At 72.8% G+C, this 26317-nt stretch carries 28 protein-coding genes and 1 riboswitch; of the genes, 13 read left to right on the top strand and 15 right to left on the bottom strand.

Annotated features, from left to right (window positions below; translation table 11 throughout):
* Positions 1-166: 166 nt before the first annotated feature.
* The 4 genes from VFV67_RS31925 to VFV67_RS31910 are packed head-to-tail and all read right to left on the bottom strand — an operon-like array spanning position 167 to position 4707.
* Positions 167-1597, bottom strand: a complete 1431-nt coding sequence (locus VFV67_RS31925; RefSeq protein WP_326474414.1) for a hypothetical protein — start codon at positions 1595-1597, stop codon at positions 167-169.
* Positions 1598-1655: 58 nt separating this feature from the next.
* On the bottom strand, positions 1656-2339 hold the full coding sequence (locus VFV67_RS31920) for an ABC transporter permease (RefSeq protein ID WP_326474413.1): 684 nt from the start codon (positions 2337-2339) through the stop codon (positions 1656-1658).
* Positions 2340-2377: 38 nt separating this feature from the next.
* Entirely contained in the window at positions 2378-3787 is a 1410-nt protein-coding gene (locus tag VFV67_RS31915; RefSeq protein WP_326474412.1) for an ABC transporter permease subunit, read from the bottom strand.
* Positions 3784-4707, bottom strand: a complete 924-nt coding sequence (locus tag VFV67_RS31910; protein ID WP_326474411.1) for an ABC transporter ATP-binding protein — start codon at positions 4705-4707, stop codon at positions 3784-3786. The genes VFV67_RS31915 and VFV67_RS31910 overlap by 4 nt, the downstream gene beginning before the upstream one ends.
* A 100-nt stretch (positions 4708-4807) precedes the next feature.
* On the opposite strand from VFV67_RS31910, the gene VFV67_RS31905 reads away from it, so the two are divergent.
* The 4 genes from VFV67_RS31905 (at position 4808) to VFV67_RS31890 (ending at position 7422) form a co-directional block, all read left to right on the top strand.
* Positions 4808-5959, top strand: coding sequence for a sensor histidine kinase (locus tag VFV67_RS31905; protein WP_326474410.1), 1152 nt, complete (start codon positions 4808-4810; stop codon positions 5957-5959).
* Entirely contained in the window at positions 5956-6627 is a 672-nt protein-coding gene (locus VFV67_RS31900) for a response regulator transcription factor (RefSeq protein ID WP_326474409.1), read from the top strand. The genes VFV67_RS31905 and VFV67_RS31900 overlap by 4 nt, the downstream gene beginning before the upstream one ends.
* A gap of 10 nt (positions 6628-6637) precedes the next feature.
* A complete protein-coding gene (locus tag VFV67_RS31895) occupies positions 6638-6988 on the top strand; it encodes an MmcQ/YjbR family DNA-binding protein (protein ID WP_326474408.1) in 351 nt (116 codons plus the stop codon).
* Between the two features lie 65 nt (positions 6989-7053).
* Complete coding sequence (locus tag VFV67_RS31890) at positions 7054-7422, top strand: DoxX family protein (protein ID WP_326474407.1); 369 nt, start codon at positions 7054-7056, stop codon at positions 7420-7422.
* On the opposite strand, the gene VFV67_RS31885 is transcribed toward VFV67_RS31890, so the two are convergent.
* Positions 7423-7578, bottom strand: coding sequence for a hypothetical protein (locus VFV67_RS31885; protein ID WP_326474406.1), 156 nt, complete (start codon positions 7576-7578; stop codon positions 7423-7425).
* 115 nt (positions 7579-7693) lie between these two features.
* Between VFV67_RS31885 and VFV67_RS31880 the strand changes: the two genes are divergently transcribed.
* Positions 7694-8539: a crotonase/enoyl-CoA hydratase family protein gene (locus tag VFV67_RS31880; RefSeq protein ID WP_326474405.1), complete on the top strand. Its 846-nt coding sequence runs from the start codon at positions 7694-7696 to the stop codon at positions 8537-8539.
* 63 nt (positions 8540-8602) lie between these two features.
* Here VFV67_RS31880 and VFV67_RS31875 read toward each other — a convergent pair whose 3' ends face one another.
* On the bottom strand, positions 8603-10801 hold the full coding sequence (locus VFV67_RS31875) for an MMPL family transporter (RefSeq protein WP_326474404.1): 2199 nt from the start codon (positions 10799-10801) through the stop codon (positions 8603-8605).
* A gap of 152 nt (positions 10802-10953) precedes the next feature.
* Between VFV67_RS31875 and VFV67_RS31870 the strand changes: the two genes are divergently transcribed.
* Positions 10954-12654 (top strand): AMP-binding protein, encoded by a 1701-nt coding sequence (locus VFV67_RS31870; RefSeq protein WP_414636388.1) that lies wholly within the window; start codon positions 10954-10956, stop codon positions 12652-12654.
* Between the two features lie 4 nt (positions 12655-12658).
* Here VFV67_RS31870 and VFV67_RS31865 read toward each other — a convergent pair whose 3' ends face one another.
* From VFV67_RS31865 to VFV67_RS31825, 9 genes are all read right to left on the bottom strand, one after another.
* Positions 12659-13471: a class I SAM-dependent methyltransferase gene (locus VFV67_RS31865; RefSeq protein ID WP_326474403.1), complete on the bottom strand. Its 813-nt coding sequence runs from the start codon at positions 13469-13471 to the stop codon at positions 12659-12661.
* A 171-nt stretch (positions 13472-13642) separates the two neighbouring features.
* Positions 13643-14407, bottom strand: a complete 765-nt coding sequence (locus tag VFV67_RS31860; RefSeq protein WP_326474402.1) for an alpha/beta hydrolase — start codon at positions 14405-14407, stop codon at positions 13643-13645.
* Between the two features lie 175 nt (positions 14408-14582).
* Positions 14583-15185 carry a substrate-binding domain-containing protein gene (locus tag VFV67_RS31855; RefSeq protein WP_326474401.1) on the bottom strand — a complete coding sequence of 201 codons (603 nt, stop codon included), beginning with the start codon at positions 15183-15185 and terminating at the stop codon, positions 14583-14585.
* Complete coding sequence (locus VFV67_RS31850; RefSeq protein WP_326474400.1) at positions 15178-15900, bottom strand: DUF6182 family protein; 723 nt, start codon at positions 15898-15900, stop codon at positions 15178-15180. The genes VFV67_RS31855 and VFV67_RS31850 overlap by 8 nt, the downstream gene beginning before the upstream one ends.
* Positions 15897-17135 (bottom strand): hypothetical protein, encoded by a 1239-nt coding sequence (locus VFV67_RS31845; protein ID WP_326474399.1) that lies wholly within the window; start codon positions 17133-17135, stop codon positions 15897-15899. Before VFV67_RS31845 ends, VFV67_RS31850 begins: the two co-directional genes overlap by 4 nt.
* Positions 17107-18525, bottom strand: coding sequence for an NAD(P)/FAD-dependent oxidoreductase (locus VFV67_RS31840; RefSeq protein WP_326474398.1), 1419 nt, complete (start codon positions 18523-18525; stop codon positions 17107-17109). The genes VFV67_RS31845 and VFV67_RS31840 overlap by 29 nt, the downstream gene beginning before the upstream one ends.
* Before the next feature lie 9 nt (positions 18526-18534).
* The gene (locus VFV67_RS31835; protein ID WP_326474397.1) at positions 18535-19344 is read right to left on the bottom strand and encodes an SAM-dependent methyltransferase; all 810 of its coding nucleotides are present in this window, start codon (positions 19342-19344) and stop codon (positions 18535-18537) included.
* A 140-nt stretch (positions 19345-19484) separates the two neighbouring features.
* A complete protein-coding gene (locus VFV67_RS31830; RefSeq protein ID WP_326474396.1) occupies positions 19485-21167 on the bottom strand; it encodes a GH3 family domain-containing protein in 1683 nt (560 codons plus the stop codon).
* Entirely contained in the window at positions 21154-21789 is a 636-nt protein-coding gene (locus VFV67_RS31825; protein WP_326474395.1) for a hypothetical protein, read from the bottom strand. Before VFV67_RS31825 ends, VFV67_RS31830 begins: the two co-directional genes overlap by 14 nt.
* A 329-nt stretch (positions 21790-22118) precedes the next feature.
* On the opposite strand from VFV67_RS31825, the gene VFV67_RS31820 reads away from it, so the two are divergent.
* The 7 genes from VFV67_RS31820 to VFV67_RS31790 all read left to right on the top strand — a co-directional run bounded on the left by VFV67_RS31820 (position 22119) and on the right by VFV67_RS31790 (position 26050).
* On the top strand, positions 22119-22331 hold the full coding sequence (locus VFV67_RS31820) for a hypothetical protein (RefSeq protein ID WP_326474394.1): 213 nt from the start codon (positions 22119-22121) through the stop codon (positions 22329-22331).
* A 23-nt stretch (positions 22332-22354) separates the two neighbouring features.
* Positions 22355-22957, top strand: coding sequence for a CDP-alcohol phosphatidyltransferase family protein (locus tag VFV67_RS31815; protein ID WP_326474393.1), 603 nt, complete (start codon positions 22355-22357; stop codon positions 22955-22957).
* A gap of 42 nt (positions 22958-22999) precedes the next feature.
* The gene (gcvH, locus tag VFV67_RS31810) at positions 23000-23377 is read left to right on the top strand and encodes a glycine cleavage system protein GcvH (RefSeq protein ID WP_326474392.1); all 378 of its coding nucleotides are present in this window, start codon (positions 23000-23002) and stop codon (positions 23375-23377) included.
* A gap of 106 nt (positions 23378-23483) precedes the next feature.
* The gene (garA, locus tag VFV67_RS31805) at positions 23484-23936 is read left to right on the top strand and encodes a glycogen accumulation regulator GarA (RefSeq protein WP_326474391.1); all 453 of its coding nucleotides are present in this window, start codon (positions 23484-23486) and stop codon (positions 23934-23936) included.
* A 10-nt stretch (positions 23937-23946) separates the two neighbouring features.
* The gene (locus tag VFV67_RS31800) at positions 23947-24684 is read left to right on the top strand and encodes a MerR family transcriptional regulator (protein ID WP_326474390.1); all 738 of its coding nucleotides are present in this window, start codon (positions 23947-23949) and stop codon (positions 24682-24684) included.
* Between the two features lie 166 nt (positions 24685-24850).
* Entirely contained in the window at positions 24851-25324 is a 474-nt protein-coding gene (locus VFV67_RS31795; RefSeq protein ID WP_091447592.1) for a bifunctional nuclease family protein, read from the top strand.
* Between the two features lie 162 nt (positions 25325-25486).
* On the top strand, positions 25487-26050 hold the full coding sequence (locus VFV67_RS31790) for a MerR family transcriptional regulator (protein WP_326474428.1): 564 nt from the start codon (positions 25487-25489) through the stop codon (positions 26048-26050).
* Positions 26051-26085: 35 nt separating this feature from the next.
* Positions 26086-26177, top strand: a riboswitch (glycine riboswitch).
* Positions 26178-26317: the final 140 nt, after the last annotated feature.

Here is a 26317-nt window from a genome sequence, read left to right as displayed (position 1 = left end):
GCTCCTCCGGTGCCGGTGGGTACAGCGGGTCCGGAATGACCGCGCCCGTCGTCGGCCGGTCGTCGTCGGGCCCGGCGGCATCGTCGGACGGCATGTGGCGACCCCCATCGTCGTGCTTGGGCCGGAATCCTGACGCCTCCGGGGGGAGGCGTCAAGAATCAGCCCGTCACGGACACGGGGTGCCGACGAACTCCGGGTGCGGGCCGTCGGTGAACCGGCAGCCGAAGTCGGGCCGGGCCACCGCGCGCGGGTTGAGGATGTCGTCGCCGCCCGGTCGGTGTCCGGTGCGGACCCAGCCGACCAGGTCGGTGAAGGCGCGTTCGAGCTCGGCTGCGGTGAAGCCGCAGTGCGCGTTGCCGCGGATGGCGCGGGAGACGAACAGCCGGGACTGGCCGCGCAGCAACGTTTCCCCGGCGTAGATCTGCTCCATCGAGAACGGCACGAACAGGTCGCCGATGCCGTGCAGGGACAGCACCGGAATGCGCGGATCGCCGGCCACGCGCGGGATTCCGGACAGATCCCGGCTCGCCGCCGCGGTCGCCGCCACCCGCAGCGCGGACGCGTTGAGCCGCAACTCCGCGCGGGACGGCAGCGGGTTCGCGTCGAGCTGGTAGAAGGTGTGCCGGTTGTCGGTGACGTTGCCGCCGGCGATGCCGACCGTGCCGGCGGACAGCCCGGGGTAGAGCCCGAACAGGAACGGAATGTTCGACAGCTGGCCGAAACCGAACGAGTTCCAGAACGTCATCGCCGAGTCGAAGCCCGGCCGAACCCCGCCGCTGCGCTGCTGCACCGCGGCCGCCCAGGTCCGGCCCAACTCGGACAGTTGCACCTCCGGCGTGTTGAAGTCGGTGCCCAGCTGCGGCAGCGCACCGAGCACCGTCTGGGCGTACTCCGGCCCGTACGCCTGACCCTCCTCGACCGTCGCCGGGAACCGGATCGTGGTTGCGGTCAGCGCCGCCGCGGTCACGTTGGCGTCCAGGAAGAAGTCGAACAGCTCCTTGTCGCCGAGCACGCCGCAGAACGGCATCGCCCCGACGAAGTCGCCGCGGAAGTGCTCGATCGTGGCGGCCGTGATGTGGCCGCCCATGGACGCGCCGGTCATGTACACGCCGCGCGCCCGGGTGCCGCGCACGGTGCGGAACAGGTCGATCAGGGCGTGCGAGTCGGTGACTCCGTGCCCGACGTCGTAGCCGTTGGTCTGGTAGCTCGACGCCGCCCAGGCGAAGCCGCGCTCGATGTAGAACCGCCGGGTCGACGGGCTGTCCACGAACACGGTCGTACCGTTGCCGCGGAATCCGTGCGCCCACAGCACGAGATCGCGGTTCCAGTTCCGCTTCGGCACCTCGATCCGGTACGCCGCACCGTTCGCGATCCCGGTGTGCACCTCGGAGATCGCCTGCCCGGCCGGGTCGGTGAGCGGCACGAACGGCGTGCTGGTCCCGAAATCGCAGTTCGGGTCGGCGATCGTGTAACCCGGCTGGGTCGGGCTGGGCACCGGCGCGGCGCAGGTCGGCTGCCCGGTGGCGGCCGGCGTGGCCACCAGCAGCGCGGCGGTCATGGTCAGGACGGAGCTCAACACGGTCGGTCCGAGGCGCATGAACGCATCCGACTCTCCGGCGCACCGCGTTGTCAATCGCGCGATCCACCGGTATCGATTAGGCGTCGCGGCGGAGGAACAGCATCGTGCCCACCACCAGCGCGCCACCGGCGTACCCGGCCAGCACGCCCAGCCCGGCCCACGGCGCGATCGGCAGCGCGTCGAGGTCGGTGGTGGCCTGGATGGCCAGGCCCGCCGTCATCGGGGCGACCCGCAGGATCCGCTCGCGCCAGACCGGGTCGGTGATCAGCGCGGCGGTGGCGGGCACCGTGAACAGCAGGCTCAGCACCACGGTGATCGTGCCGCCGGTGTGCCGGATGATCAAAGCCAGGCCCAGGGTGAGCAGTCCGATCAGCCCGAGGTAGAGCACCGTTCCGGCATGCGGCCGCCACATCAGTGCCGGCCCGGGCGAGAACGCGAGCCGGGCGCAGAGATAGGACCCGGCAACGCCCAGCGCCCCGGCGCACAGCGTCACGGCGGTCACCGCGAACGCCTTGCCGGCCAGTACCCGACCCCGGCGCGGCGCCGCGGCCAGCGTGCCGCGGATCATGCCGGTGTCGTACTCGGTGGTCACGGCGAGCGCGGCCAGGGCCACCACCGCGACCTGCCCGAGGTAGGCGCCGGACAGGCTGAGCCGGGTCTGGTCGGCGCCTGCCGCCGTGCCGAGGCCGAACACGGAGAACGCGCCGACCGCCACGGTGCCGGCCGCGACCGCGAGCACCAGCCATCCCGTGCTAGGCACCGTGCGGAGCTTGGTCCACTCGGCGTGCAGGGCACCCCTCATGCGTCCCGCCCGCGCAGCCGGACGATCGCGAACACCATGGCGCCCACCGCGTAGGCGGACAGCACGCCGAGCCCGGCCCAGGGTGCGATCGCGCTGTCGAACCGCTCCCGGGTCTGCTGGATCGCCAGCCCGGCCACCGGGGTGAGCCGGCCCAGCCACAGCTCGGCGTTCAGCGACACCACCGGCCCGACGATCTGCGGCACCACCACCAGCACCACGACCAGGATGAGCGCGCCCACGGTGCGCCGCCGGATCGCGCCGATGCCGAGGCTGAACACGGCCAGCAGGGCCAGGAACAGCGCCGTGCCGACCACCGCGCGCAGCACCGGACCGTCCACAAGGGACAGATGAGGGTAGGCGGGTGGCGTGTACCCGTTGGCGCGCATGGCCGGCTGTGCGATCACGAATGCGGCGGCGCTCGCCACCAGACCGGCGAGGAACACCACGCCGCCGAGCACGACCGCCTTGGCCGCCAGCACCCGGCCGCGCCGCGGGCTCGCCGTCAGCGTGGCCCGGATGGTGCCGGTCTTGTACTCCGAGGTCGCGAACAGCACGCCGAGGGCGATCACGGCCATCAGCCCCACCTGCACCCCGCCAAGGCTGTTGCGCACCATGTCGTCGTCGCCGGGCGGGATCCAGCTCTCGATCCCGTAGCCGGCGACGTCACCGGAGCCGGTCACGGTGAACCGCTGCCCGGTCCCGTCCGCATCGCCGGGCTCGCCGAGCCGCGGTCCGACGGTCGGGGCGACATCGGTCCGCTGCCAGGCATCCGGGTCGAGCTGGTCGCCGGCGATCTGGTCGAAGACCGCGGTGCTCCGGGTGGGGATCATGGCGGTCTCGTTGCTGCCGGCGCCGGTCTTGCGGGTCTGCACGTCCAGCGGCGAGGCGACGAACAGCCCGACCTCGGCGACCCGGGGCAGCCGGTCGACGTCGCGCCGGCCCACCTCGTGCCAGGTCCGGCCGTCCGTCGACTCGAACCCGGTGACCGACGAGCCGGTCCTGGTCAGCCGGAGCCAACGCGGTGCGGTGCCGGCGTTTCCGGCGACGTCGGTGTCGAATGTGGACTGCAGCCGAACGCCGTGCCGCGCGGTGACCATGACCGCGGCGTACGGCGATCCCTGCGCGGCGCCGTCCTTGATCATGAGGCCGGCCTTGGCCCACTCGTGCCCGCCGGCCAGGCTCGCCACCCGGGCGGTCACCGTGCCATCGCCGGTCAGCGGCTGGTGCACGAAGGAGAACTCGTCGACGAACCGCGGCGCGGTGTTGGCGTCGGTGCTGGTCGCCGAGGCGGCGAGGCTGGACAGCAGCACGGTCAGCACGACCGCCGCCAGCACGCACCACACCGTGCTGCGCACCGACCGGAACTTGGTCCACTCGCCCCGCAAGACCTGGCCGAACTCCCTCATGAGTGCACCTCCGGCGCCCCGAACTCGACCGCGTCCCTGGTCAGCTCCATGTAGGCCTCCTCGAGGGTCGCCCGATGGGCGCTCACCTCGGAGAACGGCAACCCCCGTTCGGTGAGCACCGCGACCACCCGCTCGGCGGGCAGGCCGCTCACCGTAAGGCTGTCCCGGTCCGTGGCCGCCACCGTCGCGCCGGCGTTGGCCAGCACCGACATCGCGCCCGACCGGTCCGCCGTGCGCAGCACCACCCGGTCCCCGGACGCGGCGGCAACCAGGTCGCGCACGGTGGTGTCGGCGATCAGGCGGCCCCGGCCGATCACCACGAGATGATCGGCCGTGCCCTCCAGCTCCCCCATCAGATGACTGGAGACCAGCACCGCCCGGCCCTGCTCGGCAAACCCGCGCAGCAGTCCCCGGATCCACACGATCCCCTCCGGGTCCAGCCCGTTGACCGGCTCGTCGAACATCAGCACCGGCGGGTCGCCGAGCAGCGCGGCGGCGATCCCCAGCCGCTGCCGCATGCCGAGCGAGAAGCCGCCGGCCCGGCGCCGGGCCGCCCCGGCCAGGCCGACCAGCTCGAGCACCTCGTCCACCCGGCGGGTCGGCAGGCCGGCGTAGTGCGCGAGCCAGAGCAGGTGGTCCCGGGCGCGCCGGCCGGGGTGCACCGCGCCGGCGTCCAGCAGCGCGCCGACCGCGCACAGCGGGGTGGGCAGCGTCCGGTACGGGCGGCCACCGACCAGCGCGCTGCCCGCGTCCGGTGCGTCCAGCCCGAGGATCACCCGCATGGTGGTCGACTTGCCGGCCCCGTTGGGTCCCACGAACCCGGTGACCTGACCCGCGGCGACGGTGAACGACAGCCCCTCGACGGCGACCGTCGGCCCGTAGGTCTTGCGCAGCTGGCGAACCTCGATGCTCGCGTCCATGGCGGTGACGCTACGAGGCGGCGGGTTGGCGGTCGTCCCGCCGCGGTGTGGTCTTGTGATCCCTCCCGCGAGGGATGCATTTCGGTTTCCAGCACAGAGAATGAGCTACGTGATGGCGCACGCGCGGCGGGTTTGGCAGCGGATCACCGCCGCGCGCGACGCGCCGCTCGGCCTCGCCGCCGGGCTCGGCCTGGTCGCCATGTCCGAGGTGGTCGCCGGGACCGACGAGGTCGACGACCCGGCCACCGGTTTCCTGCTCGGCCTGTGCGCCACCCTGCCGCTCGCCCTGATCCGGACCCAGCCGCGGGTCGCCGCGCTGGCGATCACCCTGGCCAACGCGCTGACCATGGCCGGCGGGCTGCGGCTGACCGTTGCCGGGGTGCTGGCCGAACTGATCGTCGGCTACTCCGTCGCCCGGCACGGATCCCGGCTCGCGGCCGCGCTGCTGCTGGTGCCGTTCGTGATCCTGGCCATCAACCTGCCCGGGTTCCTCGGCATCGGGCTGCTCGCGCTGCTGACCGGGGCCGTCCTGCTCGGCGGTTTCCTGCGCGGGTCCGACGAGGCCAGGGCCCGGCACGGCTCGAGCCGGGCCATCGCGGACACGTTGCTCGAGCACGCGGCCCGGGGTGAGCGTGCCCGGATCGCCCGCGAGCTGCACGACGTGGTCGCCCACCACATCTCGCTGATCGCCGTGCAGGCCGAGACCGCCCGGCTGACCACACCCGGCATGCCGGCCGAGGGGCAGCGGCGGCTGGCCGGCATCGGGGACACCGCCCGGGCCGCGCTCACCGAGATGCGCCGGCTGCTCGGCGTGCTCCGCGAGGACGCGGGCGCCGAGCCGGACCGGTCCCCGCAGCCCGGGTTGGAGGAGCTCAACGGGTTGATCGACGAGGCGCGCGCGGCCGCAGGCACCAGCACCCGGCTGATCGTGCGCGGCCGGGTCGGACCGCTCGACCCCGGCGTGGAGCTGGCCGCGTTCCGGATCGTGCAGGAGGCGCTGACCAACGCCCGGCGGCACGCGCCCGGCGCCGCGGTGGACGTCGAGCTGGACTACACCCGGGACGCGCTGCGTCTGCGGGTCCGGGACAACGGTCCCGGCCCCCCGCCCGGCGCGGCACCGGACGGCGGGCACGGCCTGCTCGGCATGCGCGAGCGGGCCGCGACGGCCGGCGGCACGCTGACCACCGGCCCGGGTCCGCACGGCGGCTTCCTGGTCGACGTCGTGCTCCCGGTCACGGCGGACCAGCCATGAACCGGATCCGGATCGTGGTCGCCGACGACCAGGACGTGGTGCGGGCCGGGTTCGGCGCGCTGCTGGCCACCCAGGCGGACTTCGCCGTGGTCGGCACGGCGGCCGACGGCCTTGCGGCGGTGCGGATCTGTACCGAGCGCCGGCCGGACGTGGTGCTGATGGACGTGCGGATGCCGGTCATGGACGGCATCGAGGCCACCGGGCGGATCGCGGCGGGGGCCGGCGCGCCGCGGATCCTCATGCTGACCACGTTCGATCTCGACGAGTACGTCTACGACGCGCTCAGCGCCGGGGCCAGCGGGTTCCTGCTCAAGGACGTGACCGCGGAGCGGCTGTTCGACGCGGTCCGGGTGGTGGCGGCCGGGGAGGCCCTGCTGGCGCCGGTGATCACGAAGCGGCTGATCGCCGAGTTCGCCCGGCAGCGGCCCCGACCAGGGCGGGCCGCCGTCGCGCTGGACGCGCTGACCCCGCGGGAGACCGACGTGCTGCGGCTGCTCGCCGAGGGGCTGTCCAACCCGGAGATCGCCGGCCGGCTGGTGGTCAGCGAGGAGACGGTCAAGACGCACGTCAGCCGGGTGCTGGCCAAGCTCGGGCTGCGCGACCGGACCCAGGCCGTGGTCGCCGCCTACGAGTCGGGTCTGGTCGTCCCGGGCCGCGGAGGGCCTTAGGGTGTGCGCCGTGCGGCGTGACGATCTGATCGACTACTGCCTGGCCAAGCCGGGCGCCGAGGAGAGCTACCCGTGGGGTGACGTGGAGCTGGTGGCCAAGGTCGGCGGCAAGGCGTTCGCGTTCATCGGGATGGACGGCGACTCGGTCGGGGTGAAGTGCGGCCGCACCGCGGCGGAAGCCGACGAGTACCGCCAGCGCTACCCGGACGACGTGCGAATCAGCGACTACATCGGCCGCTACGGCTGGAACAGCGTGCGCTACCACGGCGGCGCCGTGTCCGACGACGAGGTGCGCGAGCTGGTGGACCGCTCCTACGACGCCATTCTGGCGAAGCTGCCCAAGTCCAAGCGGCCGGCCTGAGTCACGTTCCACCCCGCCGGCCCGTCCCTTCTCCGAAGCCGTTTTCAACAGCTGAGGAGATCCGAATGAACGTCGCATTGTGGATCGGTCAGGGCGTGCTCGCCGCCATCTTCCTGGTCTCCGGGTTCTTCAAGTCCACGTGGAGCATCGAGGAGATGCTGCGCACCGGACAGACCGCCGCGAAGATCGTGCCGCTGCCGTACCTGCGGACGGCCGGGATCAGCGAGCTGTTCGGGGTGGCCGGAATCATCCTGCCCTGGCTGACCGGGATCGCCCGGGTGCTCACGCCGTTGGCGGCGGTCGGCTTCGCGGTGATCATGCTGCTGGCGATCGGCGTGCACTACCGGCTGCGGGAACCGCGCAACATCGCGAAAAACGTGGTGATCATGGCCGTCGCGGTCGCCGTGGCCGTCGGCCGGTTCGCCGGTCTGTGATCACTCCGCCCGGTGCCGGCGGCGCGGGGCCGGGCGGTCCTCGCCGGCCTGGTCCGGCTCGCTGGCCGCCGTGGGCTGGGCGGGCGGACGCTGTCCCTCGGTCATCTCCCGAAGCAACTGGTCGAAGATCGGCGTGGTGCTGCTCTGCTGTGCCATGCCGTGCCCTCCTAGCCCACAGGAACCGTGAGACCGTAGCGCGCCACCCCGGACTCGCCGGAGTCCGGTGGTGGCCGCGTTGGTCCGGCGGCCGCGCCTGGGCCAGGATGTCCGCATGACCGCAGCTCTAAACCAACTGGTGGCGCTCAAGGTCGACGTGTCTGATCACGTCGCCGAGGTGACCCTGCTCGGCCCCGGCAAGGGCAACGCGATGGGACCGGACTTCTGGCGGGAGCTGCCGGTGGTGTTCCGCGCGCTGGACGCCGACCCCGAGGTCCGTGCGGTCGTGCTCACCGGCAGCGGCGCGAACTTCTCCTACGGCCTGGACCTGCCGGCGATGGCGCCGTCCTGGGGCGAGCTGCTCGGCGGCCCCGAGGCGCCCGCCGCGCTGGCCGCGCCGCGCACCCGGTTCCTGGACTCGCTGCGCGCCCTGCAGGACGCGGTGACCGCGGTGGCGGCCTGTCGAAAGCCGGTGGTGGCGGCGATCTGCGGCTGGTGCGTCGGCGGCGGCGTGGACCTGATCGCCGCCGCGGACATCCGGCTGGCCAGCGCCGACGCCAAGTTCAGCGTCCGCGAGGTGAAGGTGGCCATCGTCGCCGACCTCGGCAGCCTGCAGCGGCTGGCCGGGATCATCGGCGAGGGCCACCTGCGCGAGCTCGCGTTCACCGGCAAGGACATCGACGCCGCGCGTGCCGCGCGCATCGCCCTGGTCAACGACGTCTACGACGACCAGCCGGCCACCCTCGCCGCGGCCCGCGCGCTGGCCGCCGACATCGCCGCCAACGCCCCCCTCGTGGTGCAGGGCGTCAAGGACGTGCTCAACGTCACCCGCGAACCCACCGTCGCCGTCGGTCTGCGCTACGTCGCCGCCTGGAACGCCGCCTTCCTGCCGAGCAAGGATCTCGGCGAGGCCGTCCAGTCCTTCCTGGAGCGCCGGCCCCCGACGTTCACCGGTCAATAGCCGCAACCGAAACCGGTGCCGCACACCCCCCTCGGGTGTGCGGCACCGTCCTCGTTGCGCCGATCAGCCGACCGGTTCGAGCTGCCTCGGCTCGGTGGCGCGCCCGGGCTCGGAACCGGCTTCGCCGCGCCGGCGCAGGAAGCGCGGGGTCCACCAGTTGGCCCGGCCGAGCACGGCCATCAGGGCCGGCAGGATGATGGCCCTGATCAGCGTCGCGTCGATCAGGATGGCGGTGGCCAGACCGACGCCCATCTGCTTCATGTCGATCGCGCTGAGCGTGGCGAAGATCGAGAAGACGGCGACCATGACCACGGCGGCGCTGGTCACCACGCCGGCCGACCGGGTGATCCCGTTTGCCACCGCGGTGCGGATGTCCACCCCGCCGGCCGCGGCCTCCCGGATCCGGCTGAGCACGAACACGTGGTAGTCCATGGACAGCCCGAACAGCGTGACGAACAGGATCACCGGCAGCCACGCCGTGATGCCGCCGTTGGAGGTGAACCCGAGCAGTCCCTCCGCCCAGCTGTTCTGGAAGACCAGCACCAGCACGCCGTAGGCGGCCGCGGCGGAGAGCAGGTTCAACAGGATGGCGGACAGCGCGATCACCGGCGCCCGGAACGCCCACAGCATCACCAGGAAGGTCAGCAGCAGCACGAACCCGATCACCCAGGGCAGCCCGGCGTTCATCTGGTCGATGAAGTCGTTGGACCCGGCGGTCTCCCCGCTGACCGCCCACTCCGCGCCGGCCACCGTGCCGACCGTCCGCGGCAGCAACTCGGTGCGCAGCTTGGCCAGCGACTGGTCGGCCTCCGGGCTGGCGGCGCTGTCCGGGATGCCGGCCGACACCAGGAAGATCCGGCCACCGGCCGCCTCGTCGACCCGGGGCGCCCGGTCGTGGGCGAAGTCGTCGTCGGCGGCCAACCGGGCCAGCAGGTCGTCCACGGCGGCCCGCCCGGCGGCGGTAGACCCGGCCGGCACCCGCACGGCGATCGCGTGTGTGGCGCCGGTGCTCGGGAACGCCTCGATCATCCGGTCGTACCCCTGCATGATCGGGATCGACCGGGGCAGGTCCACCTCGGACGGAGCGTTGAGGTTCATGTTGAACGCCGGGACGGCCAGCGCGCCGATGGCCACCGCGGACACGGCCAGGGTGATGCCGGGGCGGCGCAGGCTCGGCCGCAGCACCGTCCGCCAGAACTTCGACTCGCCGTCGGTGCGCGCGGACAGCCGCCACAGCAACGGGATCCGCGGCTTGTCGATCCACCGGCCGAGCTTGGCCAGCAGCGCGGGCAGCACGGTGATCGAGCCGATCATCGCGGCCAGCACCACCAGGATCGTGCCGATGGCGATCGACGAGAACACGACGTCGTTCAGCACGAACATGCCGGCCATGGCCACCGCAACGGCGATCCCGGAGACCACGATGGCGTGGCCCGAGGTGGCCGCGGCGATCTCGACGGCATCCAGGTGCCCGGCGCCCTTGGCCCGCTCCTCCCGCTCCCGCCGGATGTAGAACAGCGAGTAGTCCACGCCGACCGCCATGCCGATCAGCAGGATCATGCTCGAGGTGTTGTCGGTGGCCGGAACCAGGTGGGAGGCCAGCGCCGACAGACCGAGCGCGGTGCCCACCGCGGAGACCGCGAGCAGCACCGGAACCCCGGCGGCGATCAGCGCGCCGAACACCACCAGCATGATCACCAGCGCGACCGGGACGCTGATCAGCTCGGCCTTCTGGAAGTCCTGGCCCATCGTCTCGGACAGCGCGCTGTTCAGCGACGCCCCGCCGACCTGTTCGATCCGCAGGTCCGGGTAGCGCTGTTGCACCGACGCGGTGGTGTCCAGCAGCGGCCGCACCCGTTCCTCCGCGGTCTCCCGGTCCCCGGCCAACTCCACGTTGACCAGCACCGCGGTGCCCTTCGGTGACGGCACCGGCTCGCTGACCGCGCCGACGCCGGACAGTCCGGACATGGCCGTCCGCACGTCGCCCGCCGCGGCCGTCGCCCGCCCCGCGTCCAGGTCGCCGTCCCGCGCGGTGATCAGCACGTTCTCGGTCGCCGGGCGGGAGAATCCGGACTCGTCGACGATGCTCTGGTAGGTGGCCATCTCCCCCTTGGGGTTGTCGTCGAAGTCGGCCGTCTTGGTGCCGAGCACGTTCCCCAGCGTCAGGCTGAGCATCATGAACAGGACCCAGGCGCCGATCGCGCGCCATGGATGTTCCGCGCTCCATCTGGCGATCCGCACGGTCAACATCGGCTTTTCCATCGTCCCCTCCGGTCTGGCTGCCCCAGCTGTCGATCTCTCGTCTGGTAGGTCACCTGAAGGCTGGACCATGGGCGCCGAACCGGGATCCGGATCTTTCCCTGGATCCGCTCGGGGATGACCCTGAGCGGTTGCCGGGGGTTAGGCTGACCGCCGTGACAGCGCCGTTCCGGGCGGCCCGGGACTTCCTGGTCGCGCATCAGGAGGACTACCAGGCCGCCTACTCCGGGTTCTCCTGGCCGCGGCCGGAGCGCTTCAACTGGGCGCTCGACTGGTTCGACGTGGTGGCCGCCGCGGAGCCGACCGCGAGCCGGCCGGCGCTGTGGATCGTCGAGGAGGACGGCACCGAGCGGAGGTGGACCTTCGCCGAGCTGTCCGCCCGGTCCGACCGGGTGGCGAACTGGCTGCGCGGGCACGGCGTGGCCCGCGGCGACCGGCTGATTCTGATGCTGGGCAACCAGGGCGAGCTGTGGGAGACGATCCTGGCCGCGATGAAGCTCGGTGCGGTGATCATCCCGGCGTCCACCCTGCTCGGCGCCACGGACCTGCGGGACCGGGTGGACCGGGGCCGGGCCCGGCACGTGGTGGTGACCGCGACGTGCGCGCCGAAGTTCGGCGACGTTCCCGGTGACTACACCAGGATCGCGGTCGGCGGGCCGGTCGCCGGCTGGCTGGACTACGCCGACGCCGACGGTGCGCCGGACGGGTTCGAACCGGACGGCCCGACCGCGGCGACCGATCCGCTGCTGCTGTACTTCACCTCGGGCACCACGGCGCGACCGAAACTGGTTCTGCACACGCACGTGTCGTATCCGATCGGCCATCTGTCCACGATGTACTGGATCGGGCTGGCGCCGGGCGACGTGCACCTGAACATCTCCTCGCCGGGTTGGGCGAAACACGCGTGGAGCAACGTGTTCGCGCCGTGGAACGCCGAGGCGACGGTGTTCATCCACAACTACACCCGGTTCGACGCCACCGCGCTGATGTCCGTGATGGACCGGTGCGGGGTGACCAGTTTCTGTGCTCCGCCAACGGTGTGGCGGATGCTGATCCAGTCCGACCTGAGCCGGCTGCGGACCCCGCCGGCCAAGGCGGTCGGTGCCGGCGAGCCGCTCAACCCCGAGGTGATCGAGCGGATCGGCGCGGCCTGGGGCGTGACGATCCGGGACGGCTTCGGGCAGACCGAGACCACGCTGCAGGTGGCGAACACCCCAGGGCAGCCGGTGAAGCCGGGCTCGATGGGCCGGGCGCTGCCCGGGTTCACCATCGCGCTGGTCGACCCGGCCACCGGCGCGCCGGGCGACGAGGGCGAGATCTGCATCGACCTGAGCGCACCGCCGGTCGGCCTGATGGTGGGCTACGCCGACGACGAGGCGCGCACCGCCGAGGCGATGCGGGACGGGTACTACCACACCGGCGACGTGGGCTCCCGGGACGCCGACGGCTACATCACCTATGTGGGCCGGTCCGATGACGTGTTCAAGGCCTCCGACTACCGGATCTCCCCGTTCGAGCTGGAAAGCGTGCTGATCGAGCACGAGGCGGTGGCCGAGGCGGCCGTGGTGCCGTCACCGGACCCGGTGCGTCTCGCGGTGCCCAAGGCCTACGTGGTGCTGGCCGCCGGACACCCGGCCGACGCCGGCACCGCCCGGTCGATCCTCGCCTTCGCCCGGGAGAACCTGGCTCCCTACAAGCGGATCCGCCGCCTGGAGTTCGCCGACCTGCCCAAGACGATCTCCGGCAAGATCCGCCGGGTGGAGCTGCGCGGCCGGGAGCACGAGCTGCACGCCGACCCGTCGTCCACAGTGGACGGTGAGTACCGGGACGACGACTTCCCGGAGCTGCGCGGCTGACCGGTCAGGGCACGGTGCCGACGGCGAGCACGTTGCCCTCGCAGAGGTAGCCGTCCGGGGCGTTGAGTGGATGGTCCGGGTGATCCGGGTCCAGGAACGGGCGCCAGCGCGGGTCGGCGCCGGCCTTGGCGGCCACCCGGGCGCAGGCCTGGCCGTAGTAGGCGCGTTCGGCCGGGGTGAACGGGGCGTAGTGCTCGGACAGGACGCAGTGCTGGCGGACGTCGCTGAGGCCGGCGGCGCGCAGGAACTGGTACAGGCCGCGGGTGCGGAGCAGTTGGCGGGCGTAGCCGGAGGTGCCGGCCGCGGCCCGGAAGAAGTCGACGAACAGGAACGGCGGGCCGGGCCGGGCGGTGACCGTGCTCGCGTCGAGGTCCTTCACCGCCACCAGCCCGCCGGGCCGCACCACCCGGCGCAGCTCGGCCAGCGCCCGACGGAGCCGCTCGTCGTCCAGGTACTGCACGGCGTTGGCGCACCAGGCGACGTCGAAGCTGTCGTCGGCATAGGGCAGCTCGGTCAGGTCGCCCTGCCGCACCCGGGCGCCGGTGTCGCGGGCGTCGGCGGCCACGACGTTCTCCGGGGCGAGGTCAACGGCGGACACCGCGCCCCGGGGCCCGACCAGCGCGGCGAGGTGGGGCAGGTACCCGCCGGGGCCGCAGCCGGCGTCCAGGATGTGCCAGCCGGTCCGGATGCCGACCCGGCAGAGCAGGTCCAGATAGGTGTCCCGGCAGGCGTCGAAGTGGGCGTCGACGATGTCGGCGCGGGAGAACGCCAGTCCGGTCGACGCGGTGAACCCCCAAGTCGCGTGGTCGGTCATCATGCTCGTCCGCCTCCCCGGAATTAACTCCTGTGGTCACGTTGGGTCGGGGCCGTCGAGTTCGGCGCGTGCCTGTGGCTGGGTCGCGTCCCGTTCCCCTTAGGTGCGGTTGGCAGCAACGCGGCTCGAACATGGTCCGGGCGCGGCGGCGAGTTGAGGTTGACCCGAGGGCTGTCATCCGGGCTGCCTTTGGGGAGTCCGGATGCGGTCGAGCAGCGAGCGCAGCGCGGAGGTGATCACCCGGGGGGCCTCCAGCGGCAGCAGATGACCGGCCCCGGGCACCAGCCGCAGCGTGCCCTGTTGCAGCACCCGGGCCGTCCGCCGGGCCTCGGCGAGCGGCACCAGCTCGTCCTCGGTGCCGGCCAGCACCATGGCCGGCCCGGTGAACCGGGTGAGCACGTCGTAGCCAGGGGCGCGGCCGGCGATGGCCCGCTGCGCCCAGGCGATGTCCGGGCCGGGCACCAGCCGGGCGACCGCCGCGACCCGGGCCAGGACCTCCGGCTTGTCCGCCCGGGTGGTGGCGCCGAGCAGCCGGGGAACCATGCGATCGGTGAGCAGCCGGGCCTCGGCCGGGTTGGTGATCCGCTCGGCGAAGGCGAGCCGGGCCAGCCGGGCCGCCGGGTCGTCGCCGGCCGCCCGGGTGCCGAGCAGGGCCAGCCCGGCCACCCGCTCGGGCGCCTTGCGCAGCACCGCCATGGCCAGGTAGCCGCCGAGCGAGCAGCCGGCCAGCAGCACCCGGTCCAGGCCGGCGCGGTCGAGGGCGGCGACCAGTTCGGCGGCCAGGGCATCGAGCTGCGGCGGGCCCGGGCTCCGTTCGGCGAGCCGGTACAGATCCGGGGCCACCACGGGATGCCCGGCCGCGGTCAGCTCGCCGTGCTGCGCCGCCCACATGCCCGGGTCGGCGGCCAGCGCGTGCAGCAACACCACAGGCGTCGTCATGTCGGCCCTTCCGCCTCTCCGGAATTAACTCCTGTGGTCACGTTTGGTCGGTAGCGTCGAATTCGGTTGTTTCCGGTGGCTGGGTCGCGTCCCGTTCCCCTTGGCTGCGGTTGCGGGCCACGTGGCTCAAACACGCTCCGCGCGCGGCGGCGACGTGAGGTGGGCACAAGGGGTGTCATGCCGGCACCACCGGGCTGCTGGCGGCGAGGAAGGCGCGGACCCGGTCGGGTGGGTCGGGCAGGTGGGTCAGCTGTACCCGGGCCGGCGGCAGGTCCGGCACCGGCAGCACCCGCACGGCCGGCGGGGCGACGTCGGCGATCGAGGCCACCGTGAGGTGCACCGCGGCGCCGGCCGCGACCACCCGCATCAGCTCGGCGACCGTGGTCAGCTCGAAGTCCCGGCGGATCGGCCGGCCCCGCGGGGTGACCGGCGGGACGACCTCGTCCCAGACCTCGGCCGGCAGGTCGCCCGGCCGGTCGAAACACGCGTACTCGGCGACGTCCTCCACCGACACCGCGGCCCGGCCGGCCAGCGGGTGGCCGGCGCCGACGAGCACCGCCCGCGGGTCGACGGCCAGCGGGGCGCCGTAGCACAACCCGGGTTCGCGGTGGTCGAACTTGGTGATCATCACGTCCAGCCGGCCCGTGCGCAGCGGCGTGAACGGGTCGCGCACGTCGTACTGGACCAGCTCGACCTCGTTCGGGGCCAGCCCCGCGGTTCGCACGATGGCCTTCGGCAGCCGGTCCGAGCCGTGAAAGCCCAACCGCAGCTCAGTCATCGCCGGCCTCCCTTGACACGCTCATCAGGGCGTGCAGCCGATCCGGATCGGCCGGGTCGACGCCGACCCGCAGCGCGTCGAACGGGCCGGGAACGCCGACCAGCCGGGGAAGTTGGCGCACGGTCAGCCGGTCGCCGGGGGAGATGGCGCCGTCCAGCACGGCCTCCACGAGCAGGTGGCCGAGGTGCACAAGGGCGCCCGCCACGGTCAGGCCGGAGCCGGCCAGGTGCAGCACCCGCCGCATCGGCTCGGCGGGCGGCTCACCCGGCAGGTCGATCACCACGTCGCCGCCCAGGGTGAGATCGCGGGTGCCGGGGAAGGTGCGCAGCAGCCGGCGCAGCGGGCGGTGCGCGGCGGCCGATGCGGGTGCGGTCCAGGCCATCGCGCCGGTCTCCGCGACGTGCGCGAAGTCGAACCGGGTGGTCAGGTTGGCCGGGTTGCCGGCCAGGAACACGGTCCGGGTGAACGCGCGGCGCCACTCCTGCGCGCGGCGCCGGTTCAGCCCGGCGGCGAACGCGACCGTGCCGCGGACCCAGGACACCAGGTCGAACCGACGCACCACGGCGACCACCGCGGTGTCCTCGTCGCCGGCGTCCTGCTGGACCGCGGTCAGGCCGTCCACTGTGGACAGATCGCGGACCTGGGCCAGCTCCGGTCGAGCCCGGATGATCCGCCGGGCGGCGTGGTCGTGTAACAGGCGCTGGGTGAGCGTCATGTGTAGACCTCCGTGAGCAGTTCCCGGGCCGGCGCGGCCCGGCGCCGGTTGAGCAGGCCGGCGGTGAGCCGGTACGGGTCGACGTGCGCCGCTCCGGCGCCGCGGTGCGCGTCCAGCCCGTCGCGCACCGCGGACCACCCGGCGTCGGGCGCGGCGTCCAGCAGCCGCCGGGCCTTGGCCAGGTACCGGTCGAGCAGCTCGGGCCGAAACGAGTCGTGGTCCCCGGGACCGAGCACGGCGATGAAGTACAGCCGCAGGCCCAGCCGCAGCGCCGCCGGGTCGTGCCGGTCGCCGAACTCGTCCAGCAGCGCCTCGGCGCCGTGCTGCTGCCAGCCGCCGTGCCGGGCCGAGGTGACCCGGCCGTCGATGGGCACCCGGCCGAGCGTGATCCGGTGCACCCGCGGGCCGAGCCCGGCCAGCACCCGGTGCAGCAGCAGGTAGTCCGGCTCCAGGTCCCGGTCGTGCAGCAGCACCACCTCGTCGTGCTCGGGCGCAAGGGGTAACAGGTCGCGCAGCGCGCAGGCGAGGTAGTTCGGCCGCCCGTCCGCGGCGATGATCTGCCGCAGCGGGATGCCGTCGCGGGTGGCGTCGAGGAACACCGGTCCGCCGTCGGCGCGCAGGTCCAGGCACATGCCGAGGCGCCGCAGCCGGTCGATCATCTCGGCCAGCCCGATGCGGGGCGGCTGGTGCGCGGTCAGGCCCGGGTCGTGCAGGCCGAGCCGGTGGTACTGCCCGGCCCACAGCTCGAGCAGCCGGGCGCTGGCCGGGTGCACCCAGCCGTGCCGCTCGATCGCCTCCAGGTAAGGCAGACAGGCGTGGAACGGCGCGCGTTCGCCCGCGGCCCGGAACCGCATGTACAGCTCGCCGATCACGTCGCCGGACAGCCCGGAGTAGTCCACGTCGCCGACCGTGCGATCGAGGTACTCCCAGAACCCCAGCGTCTGCTCGCAGGCGTCGAAGGCGGTATGGCTGCTGCGGTGGGTCACCTCGGCGAGCGGTCGGCTGGCCCGCAGCGCCACGTCGGTCCAGAACAGGCCCTTGAGATGGCTGGGAGTGAGCGGCTTGGTCGGGGTGATCGTCACCGGGGCGAGCAGCACCCGAGGCCGCCCGGTGGCCGGGACGGCCGGGTCGCGGACCGACGCCTCAGCGCCGGTCGCCCGCGCGTCAGCGCCGGTCGCCTGCGCGTCAGCGCCGGTCGCCTGCGCGTCAGCACCGGTCGCCTGCGGCGAGGACACGGGCACCTCCCTCCCGCGCGGTGGCGGCCAGCAGCCCGGCCCGGCTCGGCAGACCCGGAACCGGCGGGGGTGGTCCCGCGGCCGCGACCCGGTCGGCGAGATCCCGATCGGCGAAGGTCTCCTCCGGGGTACGCAGTCCCATCAGCACCCGGGTGACCGCGCGCCAGACGACCGGGTCCCGGCCGGCGACCGCACTGGCCGCCCGCAGCGGGCTGATCCGGCCGGTGCGCACCGGTTCGCCGGCCACTGCCGCGCGCCAGCGACCGATCCGGTCCAGCGACTCCGCCTGCGCCTGCCGGTACCAGGGGTCGAACAGCGCGGCCGCGGCCCGGGCCGCCGCCCGGCCCAGTCCGGCCCCGCACCCGGGATGCGCGCGGAGCAGCTCGGCCAGCCGGAACGCGTGTGCGAGGGCCAGCGACAGGCCCCGGCCGAACAACGGGTCGGTGACGCAGGCCGCGTCGCCCACCGGGAGCAGACCGGGAACCGGCGGGGGCGTGGTGGCCAGCGCGGACAGTGTGTTCGGCGGGGTGCTGATCACCCGGACGCCGGAGACCGGCTCGGCCCGGTGCATCCAGTCCGCCACGAACGGCGTGATCCGGGCGGTCGCGTCGAACGCCCCGGGCTCGGCCAGCCGCAGCGCCCGGTCGCCGGGCAGCACACCGAGCGACACGGAGAACGTGTCCCCGTCGCCGGGATGCAGCACGCCCGCGTAGTGATCGGCCAGCACCCCGGCGGCGTTGCCCCGGTTGAGCGGCGCCGCGCCGCCGGTGCGCCGGTAGAACCGGGTATGGGCGCGGGTCGAGGTCGGGCCGGACCGGTCGGCGGGCAGGTCGATTCCGAGGTCGCGCAGCCAGCGCCGGCCGAGGGCGCGCCGCCCGGTCGCGTCGATCACCAGGTCGGCCGGCACCACCCCGCCGGAGTCGGTGCACACCCCGGTGACCCCGCCGTCGTCGGTCGCCAGGCCGAGAACCCGGGTGTGCTGCCGGATCTCGACCCCGGGGTGGGCCCGTACGTGCCGGTGCAGCACCACGTCGAAGGTGCTGCGCCGGCAGGCCAGCGCCACCAGGTCGGCGTCGCCGGGCGCCCGGCCGCGCGGGTCGGGTGGCATCGCCCGGGTCAGGTCCAACGGGTGCGCGCCCGCCCGGTGCAGTTCCGCCAGCAGTCCGGGGGCGTGCTCGCGCAGCACGCCGACGCCCAGCGAGGTCAGCGTGTGCGCGTGCCGGGCCTGCGGCACCGCCGGCCGGTCCCAACGCTCACCGGCCGGACCCGGCGGGCCCGCCGGCGGCGGGTCGCCGCGTTCCAGCACCACCACCCGGTGGCCGTCGCCGGCAAGGGCCAGCGCCGTGGCCAGCCCGGCCACGCCACCGCCCGCGATCACCACCTCCACCATGGCCTGGTCCTATTCCCGCGTGCCGTGGACGAAGAACACCCGGCGCACGTCGGTGACCGAGCGCGGCGGCACCGGGTCGGGCCAGCGGCCGTAGTCGGCGTCGGGCTCACCGGGCTGCACGGCGACCGCGTCGATGCCGTACCGGGCGAACAGCGCCTCGGGGTGGTCGGTGCCGAACAACCAGGGACAGCCCCAGCCGGCGAACACGTCGAGCAGCCCGCGCATGTTCGGCAGGGACAACGCGGCGGCGTTGACCACGTCGGCGGCGATGGTGCTGCCGGGTGCGGTGATCGCCCGCACCCCGGCCAGGATCCGGTGCACGTCCGGCTCGGGGATGTAGTAGAGCAACCCCTCCAGCAGCCAGGTCGACGGTGTGCCGGGGTCGTACCCGGCGGCGATCAGGTCGCCGGCCCAGTCGTCGATGCGCAGGTCGACCGCGACCACGGTCCGGTCCACAGTGGACGTCTCGGTGCCAAGTACGGATTCCTTGAGCGCGATCACAGGTGGCCGGTCCACTTCGAACACCCGCACGCCGTCCGGCCAGGACAGCCGGAACGGCCGGGAGTCCATCCCGCTCGGGGCGAGCACGACCTGCCGGTGCGGGGTGTGCATCAGGAGATCGTCGAAGAACCGGGTGCGGATCGCGTTGTAGTCGGGCGTGCTCGGCAGCGTCCGCGGGGCATCGCTGGGGAAGGTGACCGTCCGGATCTGGGCCAGCAGGTCGGGCCCGATGTCCCCGGCGAACGCCTCGGCCCAGGGATCGCTGTAGAGCCGGTCGGGCCGGCGGGACTCGGCGGCCCGCAGCGCCGCGGTGAGCAACGCGGTGCGCTCAACCGAGTCGAGCGGCGGTTCCGCCTCTCCGGAATTAACTGCTGTGGTTGCGTGGGGTGGGTACCGGCGAGTTGGGTGCGTGTCGGTGGCTGGGTGGCGTTCCGGTCCCCTTGGGTGCGGTTGGGGGGTCATGGCGTTCCCTCTTTGGGTGTGGACGGATCGACGAGGCGGTTCCAGTCCGTGTCGTTCTGACGGAACAGGCGGTCCTTCACCTGGGCGGGGCGGGTGCCGGCGGCCACGCGGGCGTGCCAGTCGCGCTGGAAGGCCGTGGCCGGTACCAGCCGCAGCCGCGGGGTGGCGAGCGCGCCACGGGCTCGGGCCCGGTGATATCCGGGTGCGTCGGTGCGTAAGGCGGTGTCGAGCCGTTGCGTGACCCGGTCCACCTCGGCTGGGCTCCACCGGGCGGTCGGCGCGACGGCGAACTCGTAGCCGGGGGTGGTTCCGGCCACCCGGCAGGACACGTTGCGCACCGCCAGGCCGGTCTGGTCCAGGGCGGTGCCCAGCGCACGCACCACGTGCGACTCGCGCAGCCGTTCCCCGGCCGCGTCGCTGGCCGTGGCCCGCCCGGCATAGGCGATGCGCGGCGCGCCGCCAAGCGTGTCGATCACGTGCACCACGTCGCCGGTCGTGTAGCGGTAGAGCCCGCCGACGTGGCTGAAGATCACCTGGTACTCGCCGTCGGGTTCCAGCTCATCCGGGCGCAGCGTCGGCACGTCCGGTTCGATGGGCTCGTCGGCGGGGGCGAACTCGTAGAGCGCGGCGGTGGCCACCAGGCTGGCGGCGGCCGGGTGCCGGTCGAGGGTCACCCCGACCGGCCCCTCGGACGCCGCGACCGGTGCGGGGAGCACCTCGACCCCGACGCCGAACTCCTCCCGCAGCCGCGGCAGGTACAGCGCGGCAACACCCCCGGTCCAGCAGAACAGCACCCGCAGGCGCGGCCACACGTGCGCCGGCCGGATCGGGTCGAACGTGCGGGCCAACGCTGCCAGCTCGGCGGCGCGCTCCGGGTTCGGCGGGAGCACCGGCTGCCCGCCCACCGTGCCGTCGTGCACCTCGCGCAGGATCCGCGGCCACCACAGGGTGAGCTGGTGGGGCAGCGCGGCGACGGCGGCCGGGTTGATCCCGATGACGCACCGGATGTCCGCCTCGACCGCCAGGCGCAGCCGCAGGTAGGCCTTCTCCAGGTGGTCGTCGGCGGCCACGTCCACCGGCAGCGTCGCCCAACCGGCGGCGCTGCCGGGCTCGGCCGACAGCGGCTCGCCGAACGCGGCGCCGAAGTCGACCTGGCTGGCGCCGAGGTGTGGACGGCCGTCCGCGGTCCGGGCCGGGACCGGCAGCGGGTCGTGCTTGAGGTTGAGCACGGCGTCCGGGTGGGCCAGCACGTCCGGGTGGTGCTCGACCATCGGCGCCCAAGCGGCGTAGAAGAAGGGGAAGAAGGTGGTGTGCATGAACCGCGGGGTCACCGGGACCTTCTTGTGCGCGCCGGTGCTGCCGCTGGTGGTGAAGTAGACGACCGGATCGTCCGCGGTGAGCACATTGCGTTCGCCCGCGGCCATCCGCTCGATCCATGGTTCCAGGCCGGCGTAGTCGTGCACCGGTACCGCGCGGCGGTAGTCGTCGAGCGTGCGGATCGCCGCGAAGCCGAACTTGCGGCCGAACTCGGTGCCGGCGTTGAACTCCAGCAGGTCGGTCAGTGTTTTCCGTTGCCATTCGGCGGTTTCGCCGAGCGCGTGCTGGAGCCGGGCGCGCTCGCCGAAGACCCGGTCGCGGTACCGGCGGACGTGTTCGGCGCCGAGGTCAGGCGAACTCACGGGCCACCGCCTCCCGCACCCGGCGGACGGTGGCCGGCGGATCGGCCGGCGGCAGCACGTCCACCGGCAGGTGCGCGACCTCGGCCAGCATGGTCGCGCGCAGGTCGTCCTGGAACTCGGTGAACGACTCCCGGTCGAGCCGGTCGCCGTGGTGCTCGAGGGGATTCGCCCGGGCGCCCCGGCCGCACCGCCGCCACGCCGCCGCCGGGCCGACGTCGAGGAACAGCACCCGGCGCGGCTGCGGGAACCCGCGCCACCAGTCGAACACCGGGTGCGCGGTGGCGCCGACCAGCCGGCACTTGGCGAGGATCTTGTAGTAGTAGGAGTCGACGACGACCGGCTGGTGCGACCCGCAGTCCATGACCTGGTCCCGCAGGTGCACCACGGCGGTCTGCAGCAGGCTGGCCACGAAGTCGGGCGAGTGGTGCTTGCCCATCGCGGGCAGCGTGTCGGCCATCAGGTCGGACTTGAGCCGGGACAGCACGCCGTGCTCCGGGGCGAGGAACTCGTCGTCCACCGACAGCAGCCGCCAGGTCGGCTCCCCGGCGGCCAACTCGCGCATCACCGTGGACTTGCCGGCATAGTCGGGTCCGAGCAGGACCAGGAACGCGGGCCCGGGCATGGCACCTCCCATCGTCGGCGGGCACGACAAAGCAGGGCCTCGGCGGCCCCATTCGGGTTTTTCCGTTGCCGCACAGGCATTCGCGCCTCGCGGAAGTTCTCGTTAGGACCGTACCGGCCGGCGTTCGAAAACCGGTAGATGCCGCAGTCGCCCTGCGAGTCCCCATCTCGGGGCACCCGAGTTGCCGGTTGGGCGCACCGCACCGGTCAGGTCGCCGGTCTGCCTGCCGATGACGCCGATCGGGAGTTCGACCCGCCCATCGGACGTCCCGCACCGGATAACAGAAAGCGACCGACACCCGACACCCCTGATGGAGGGTAGGGGAGAACATGATCACCGAGGACGATTCCACCGGCCGGACCGAGCCGTCGCTGCCCACGATCCCGTGCAGCGTGGTCTGGAGCGGGGACCACGCCTTCGTGCTGGAGGGCTTCGCCGGCCGGGCCCGCTGGATGGGGATGGACGAGCGCGGCCGGCCGCAGGCGCTGACCTCCGCCGACCTGCAGCGACGCGGGTGGAGCCACACCCGCAGGGCCTGCTGAGCCGGGCGAATACGCTCACCCGCATGGTGCGGGCGGCGAAGGTACGCGGGGACGGCGCGGAGGCGCCCGACCGGCTGCTGACCGTGCCCAACCTGCTCAGCGTTCTCCGGCTGGCCGGCATCCCGCTGTTCCTGTGGCTGCTGCTCGGCCCGCAGGCCGACGGCTGGGCCCTGGTCGTACTCGTGGCCAGCGGGATCACCGACTGGCTGGACGGCAAGCTGGCCCGTTGGCTCAACCAGACCAGCCGGCTGGGCTCGCTGCTCGACCCGGCCGCCGACCGGCTCTACACGCTGGCCACGATCCTGGCGTTCGTGATCCGGGACATCGTCCCGTGGTGGGTGGCCGCGGTGCTGATCGGCCGGGACCTGATGGTGATGGTGTGCATCTGGCTGCTGCGCCGGTCCGGCTACGGCCCGCCCGAGGTGACCTACATCGGCAAGGCCGCGACCTTCGTCCTGATGTACGCCTTCCCGCTGCTGCTGCTCGCCCAGGGCGGCTCGACGGCGGCCACGATCGCCCGGCCGTTCGCCTACGCGTTCGCGATCTGGGGGGCGGCGCTGTTCCTCTGGTCCGGGCTGCTCTACGTAGTGCAGACGCGGTCGGCGCTGCGCCGACCGGCCCTCTAAGCTCTCGCCACGGATATCGCCCAGCGGGGAAGGGATGTGCAGGTGACACCTGAGGATCTCAAGTACACCGAAGAGCACGAATGGGTGTCGCGCAAGGGGGACACGGTGCGGGTGGGCATCACCGACTACGCCCAGGAGCAGCTCGGTGACGTGGTCTACGTCCAGCTTCCCGAGGTGGGGCAGCAGGTCGACGCGGGTTCGCCGGCCGGCGAGGTGGAGTCGACCAAGAGCGTCTCGGAGATCTACGCGCCGGTGTCCGGCGAGGTGACCGCCGTGAACGACGCGCTGGACGAGCAGCCGGAGCTGATCAACAGCGACCCCTACGGCGAGGGCTGGATCTTCGAACTGTCCGTCGAGGATCCGGCCGCGGTGGACGCTCTGCTCGACGCGGCGGCCTACGAGGCAATCAACAAGGAGTAATGACCGGCGAACGTGATCCTCACTAGGGGGAGGCACCATCCGGGCAGACGATCGCGCACGGTACGTTGCACAGTTGTCGGGACAGCATCAGCAGGAGGAGACCCAGGTGAGCACGAACGACGGGCCCGGGGTCCCGCCGGAGCAGTCGCCCGAGCGGACATCCGTCTTCCGGGCCGACTTTCTGGCAGAAGCGGAGGGAACCGAGGCTCCCGCTCCCGAGCCCTCGGTCGCCGGAGTCGACGCACTGCCGGCCGGTTCCGCCCTGCTCGTGGTCAAGCGCGGTCCCAACGCCGGATCGCGATTCCTGCTCGACCGCGACACGACCAGCGCGGGCCGGCACCCGGACAGCGACATCTTCCTCGACGACGTCACGGTGTCCCGCCGGCACGCGGAGTTCCGCCGGGAGGGCGGCGAGTTCGTGGTGATCGACGTGGGCAGCCTGAACGGCACCTACGTCAACCGCGAGCCGGTCGACCAGGCCGTGCTGGCCGGCGGCGACGAGGTGCAGATCGGCAAGTTCCGCCTGGTGTTCCTCACCGGTCCGAGCTCGGGCTCCTAGGGCAGCGGACGTGACGGCGGCGGGGAAGCCGGAACGTGACGGGTTGAGCATCGGAGCCGTGCTGGAACGGCTCCGGCCCCAGTTTCCCGACGTCACCATCTCGAAGATCAGGTTTCTGGAGTCCGAGGGTCTGGTCACGCCGGCAAGGACCCCGTCCGGTTACCGTCAGTTCACCGCGGCCGACGTGCAGCGGCTGCGGTTCGTGCTGTCCGCGCAACGGGACCATTACCTTCCGCTCAAGGTGATCAAGGAGCAGCTGGACGCGGTGGACCGCGGCCAGCCGGACGCGCCCGCCCCGGCCCGGCCGCCGCGCGCGCTGGTGCCGGTGCCGGCGCAGCCCGGTCTGCCCACCGCGGCGGCATTCGCCGAGCGGCCGGAGGTCCGGATGACCCAGGAAGAGCTGCTGGCCGAGGCCGGTATGGACGCCGCAACGCTGGCCGAGCTGGAGCGCTACGGCCTGATTCGGCCCGGCCCGGCGGGCTTCTACGACTCGCTGGCGGCGACCGTGGCGCGGACCGTGCTGGCGCTGGGCGAGTACGGCATCGAGCCGCGGCACCTGCGGGCGTTCCGGGCCTCCGCGGACCGGGAGGTGGGCCTGCTGGAGCAGATCGTCCGGCCGCTGTACCGGCATACCGACCGGACCGCGCGGGAGCGCGCCGAGGAGGTCACGCTCGAGCTCGCGGCGCTGTGCGTGTCACTGCATACGTTGCTGGTAAAGGCAGGGCTGCGCGGCGTCAGCGGAAGGTGAACGCCAGAAAGGCACAACTCGGTCCGTAGCCCCAATCGTAATCGGACTCCAACAGAGATTGTGCAAGCGTCGTGCCCGGATGGCGGGTAGCGTCGGAGCCAGCGATGAGCGATCCTCGATACCACGAGGTTATCGTTCGATCTGCCGGAGGAGGGAGGCGAGCCCGATGAGCGAGATGCGGGTCGTGGGTGTGCGGGTGGAGCTGCCTGCCAACCAGCCGATCTTGTTACTCCGCGAGACCGAGGGCGAGCGGTACCTCCCGATCTGGATCGGCTCGGTGGAGGCCACGGCGATCGCATTGGAGCAGCAGGGCGTCCGTCCGGCCCGGCCGTTGACCCACGATCTGCTCAAGGACGTCATCGGCGCGCTCGGCCGCGAGCTGGAGCAGGTGCGCATCACCGACCTGCGTGAGGGCACGTTCTTCGCCGAACTGGTGTTCGACGGCGACGTCCGGGTGTCGGCGCGACCGAGCGACTCGGTGGCGCTCGCGCTGCGCATCGGGGTCCCGATCCACGCCGAGGACTCCGTGCTGCAGGAGGCCGGACTGATCATTCCGGACGAGCAGGAGGACGAGGTCGAGAAGTTCCGCGAGTTTCTCGACTCGGTCTCGCCCGAGGACTTCCGCGGCGCGGACACCTGATCAGCCATCCGGCGCAACCGTCGACCTGAACCTGAGGTTGAGGGTCGAGGCCCCCGCGCGTCGCGTTGACCGGTCCGCCCGGCAGACTTACCGTCATGGGTGTGCGAATCGCCAGCATGTGATTCGCGTTTCCGGGGGCCCACCCGTGGGGAGGCACGCGTGATGGAGGAAGGTCCGGTCGGGGCGGCCGGCGGTGAGCAGGGCGAACTGTTCCCGGATGACTCCGCTCCGGACGAGCTGGTCGGCTACCGCGGCCCGGCGGCCTGCCAGATCACCGGCATCACCTATCGCCAGCTGGACTATTGGGCCCGTACCGGGCTGGTCGCGCCGAGCATCCGCAGCGCCCAGGGGTCGGGCTCACAGCGGCTCTACTCGTTCAAGGACGTGCTGGTCCTCAAGGTGGTCAAGCGGCTGCTGGACGCCGGGGTCTCGCTGCAGAACATCCGGGTCGCCGTGCAGCACCTGCGCCGCCGCGGCGTGAAGGACCTGGCCAACATCACCCTGTTCAGTGACGGGACGACCGTCTACGAGTGCACCTCGCCGGAGGAGGTCGTCGACCTGCTGCAGGGCGGTCAGGGTGTGTTCGGGATCGCGGTCAGCGGCGCCATGCGGGAGATCAACGGCACGATCCACGAGTTCCCGGCCGAGCGGGCCGACGGCGGCGTGGTGGAGCCGGTGGCCGAGGACGAGCTGACCGCCCGACGCAAGGCGCGTCACGTCGGCTGACGGCCGATCGCGCGGTAACCTGACGGTGTAGTCGTGAATCCCGCGCGGGAGAGACCGGGCACCGTCCGGCGCCGAAGGAGCAACCCCTCCCCGGAACCTCTCAGGCACCCTGGACCGTGCGGGTGAGACGCCTCTGGAAAGCGGGTCGAAGGTTGGCCCCGCCGAAGGTGCAAGTTCAGTTGGCCCGGACTCTTCTTCCAGGTCACTGTGCGAAGCTCTCAGGCGCCCCGAGTGGGCACGGACAGAGGGGGAGGCACGCGGGCAGCC

Origin of the sequence: Actinophytocola sp., from assembly GCF_035762905.1 — a bacterium.
In the GTDB taxonomy this organism is placed as follows: Bacteria; Actinomycetota; Actinomycetes; order Mycobacteriales; family Pseudonocardiaceae; genus DASYTH01.
This window is presented reverse-complemented; position numbering and strand designations above follow the sequence as displayed.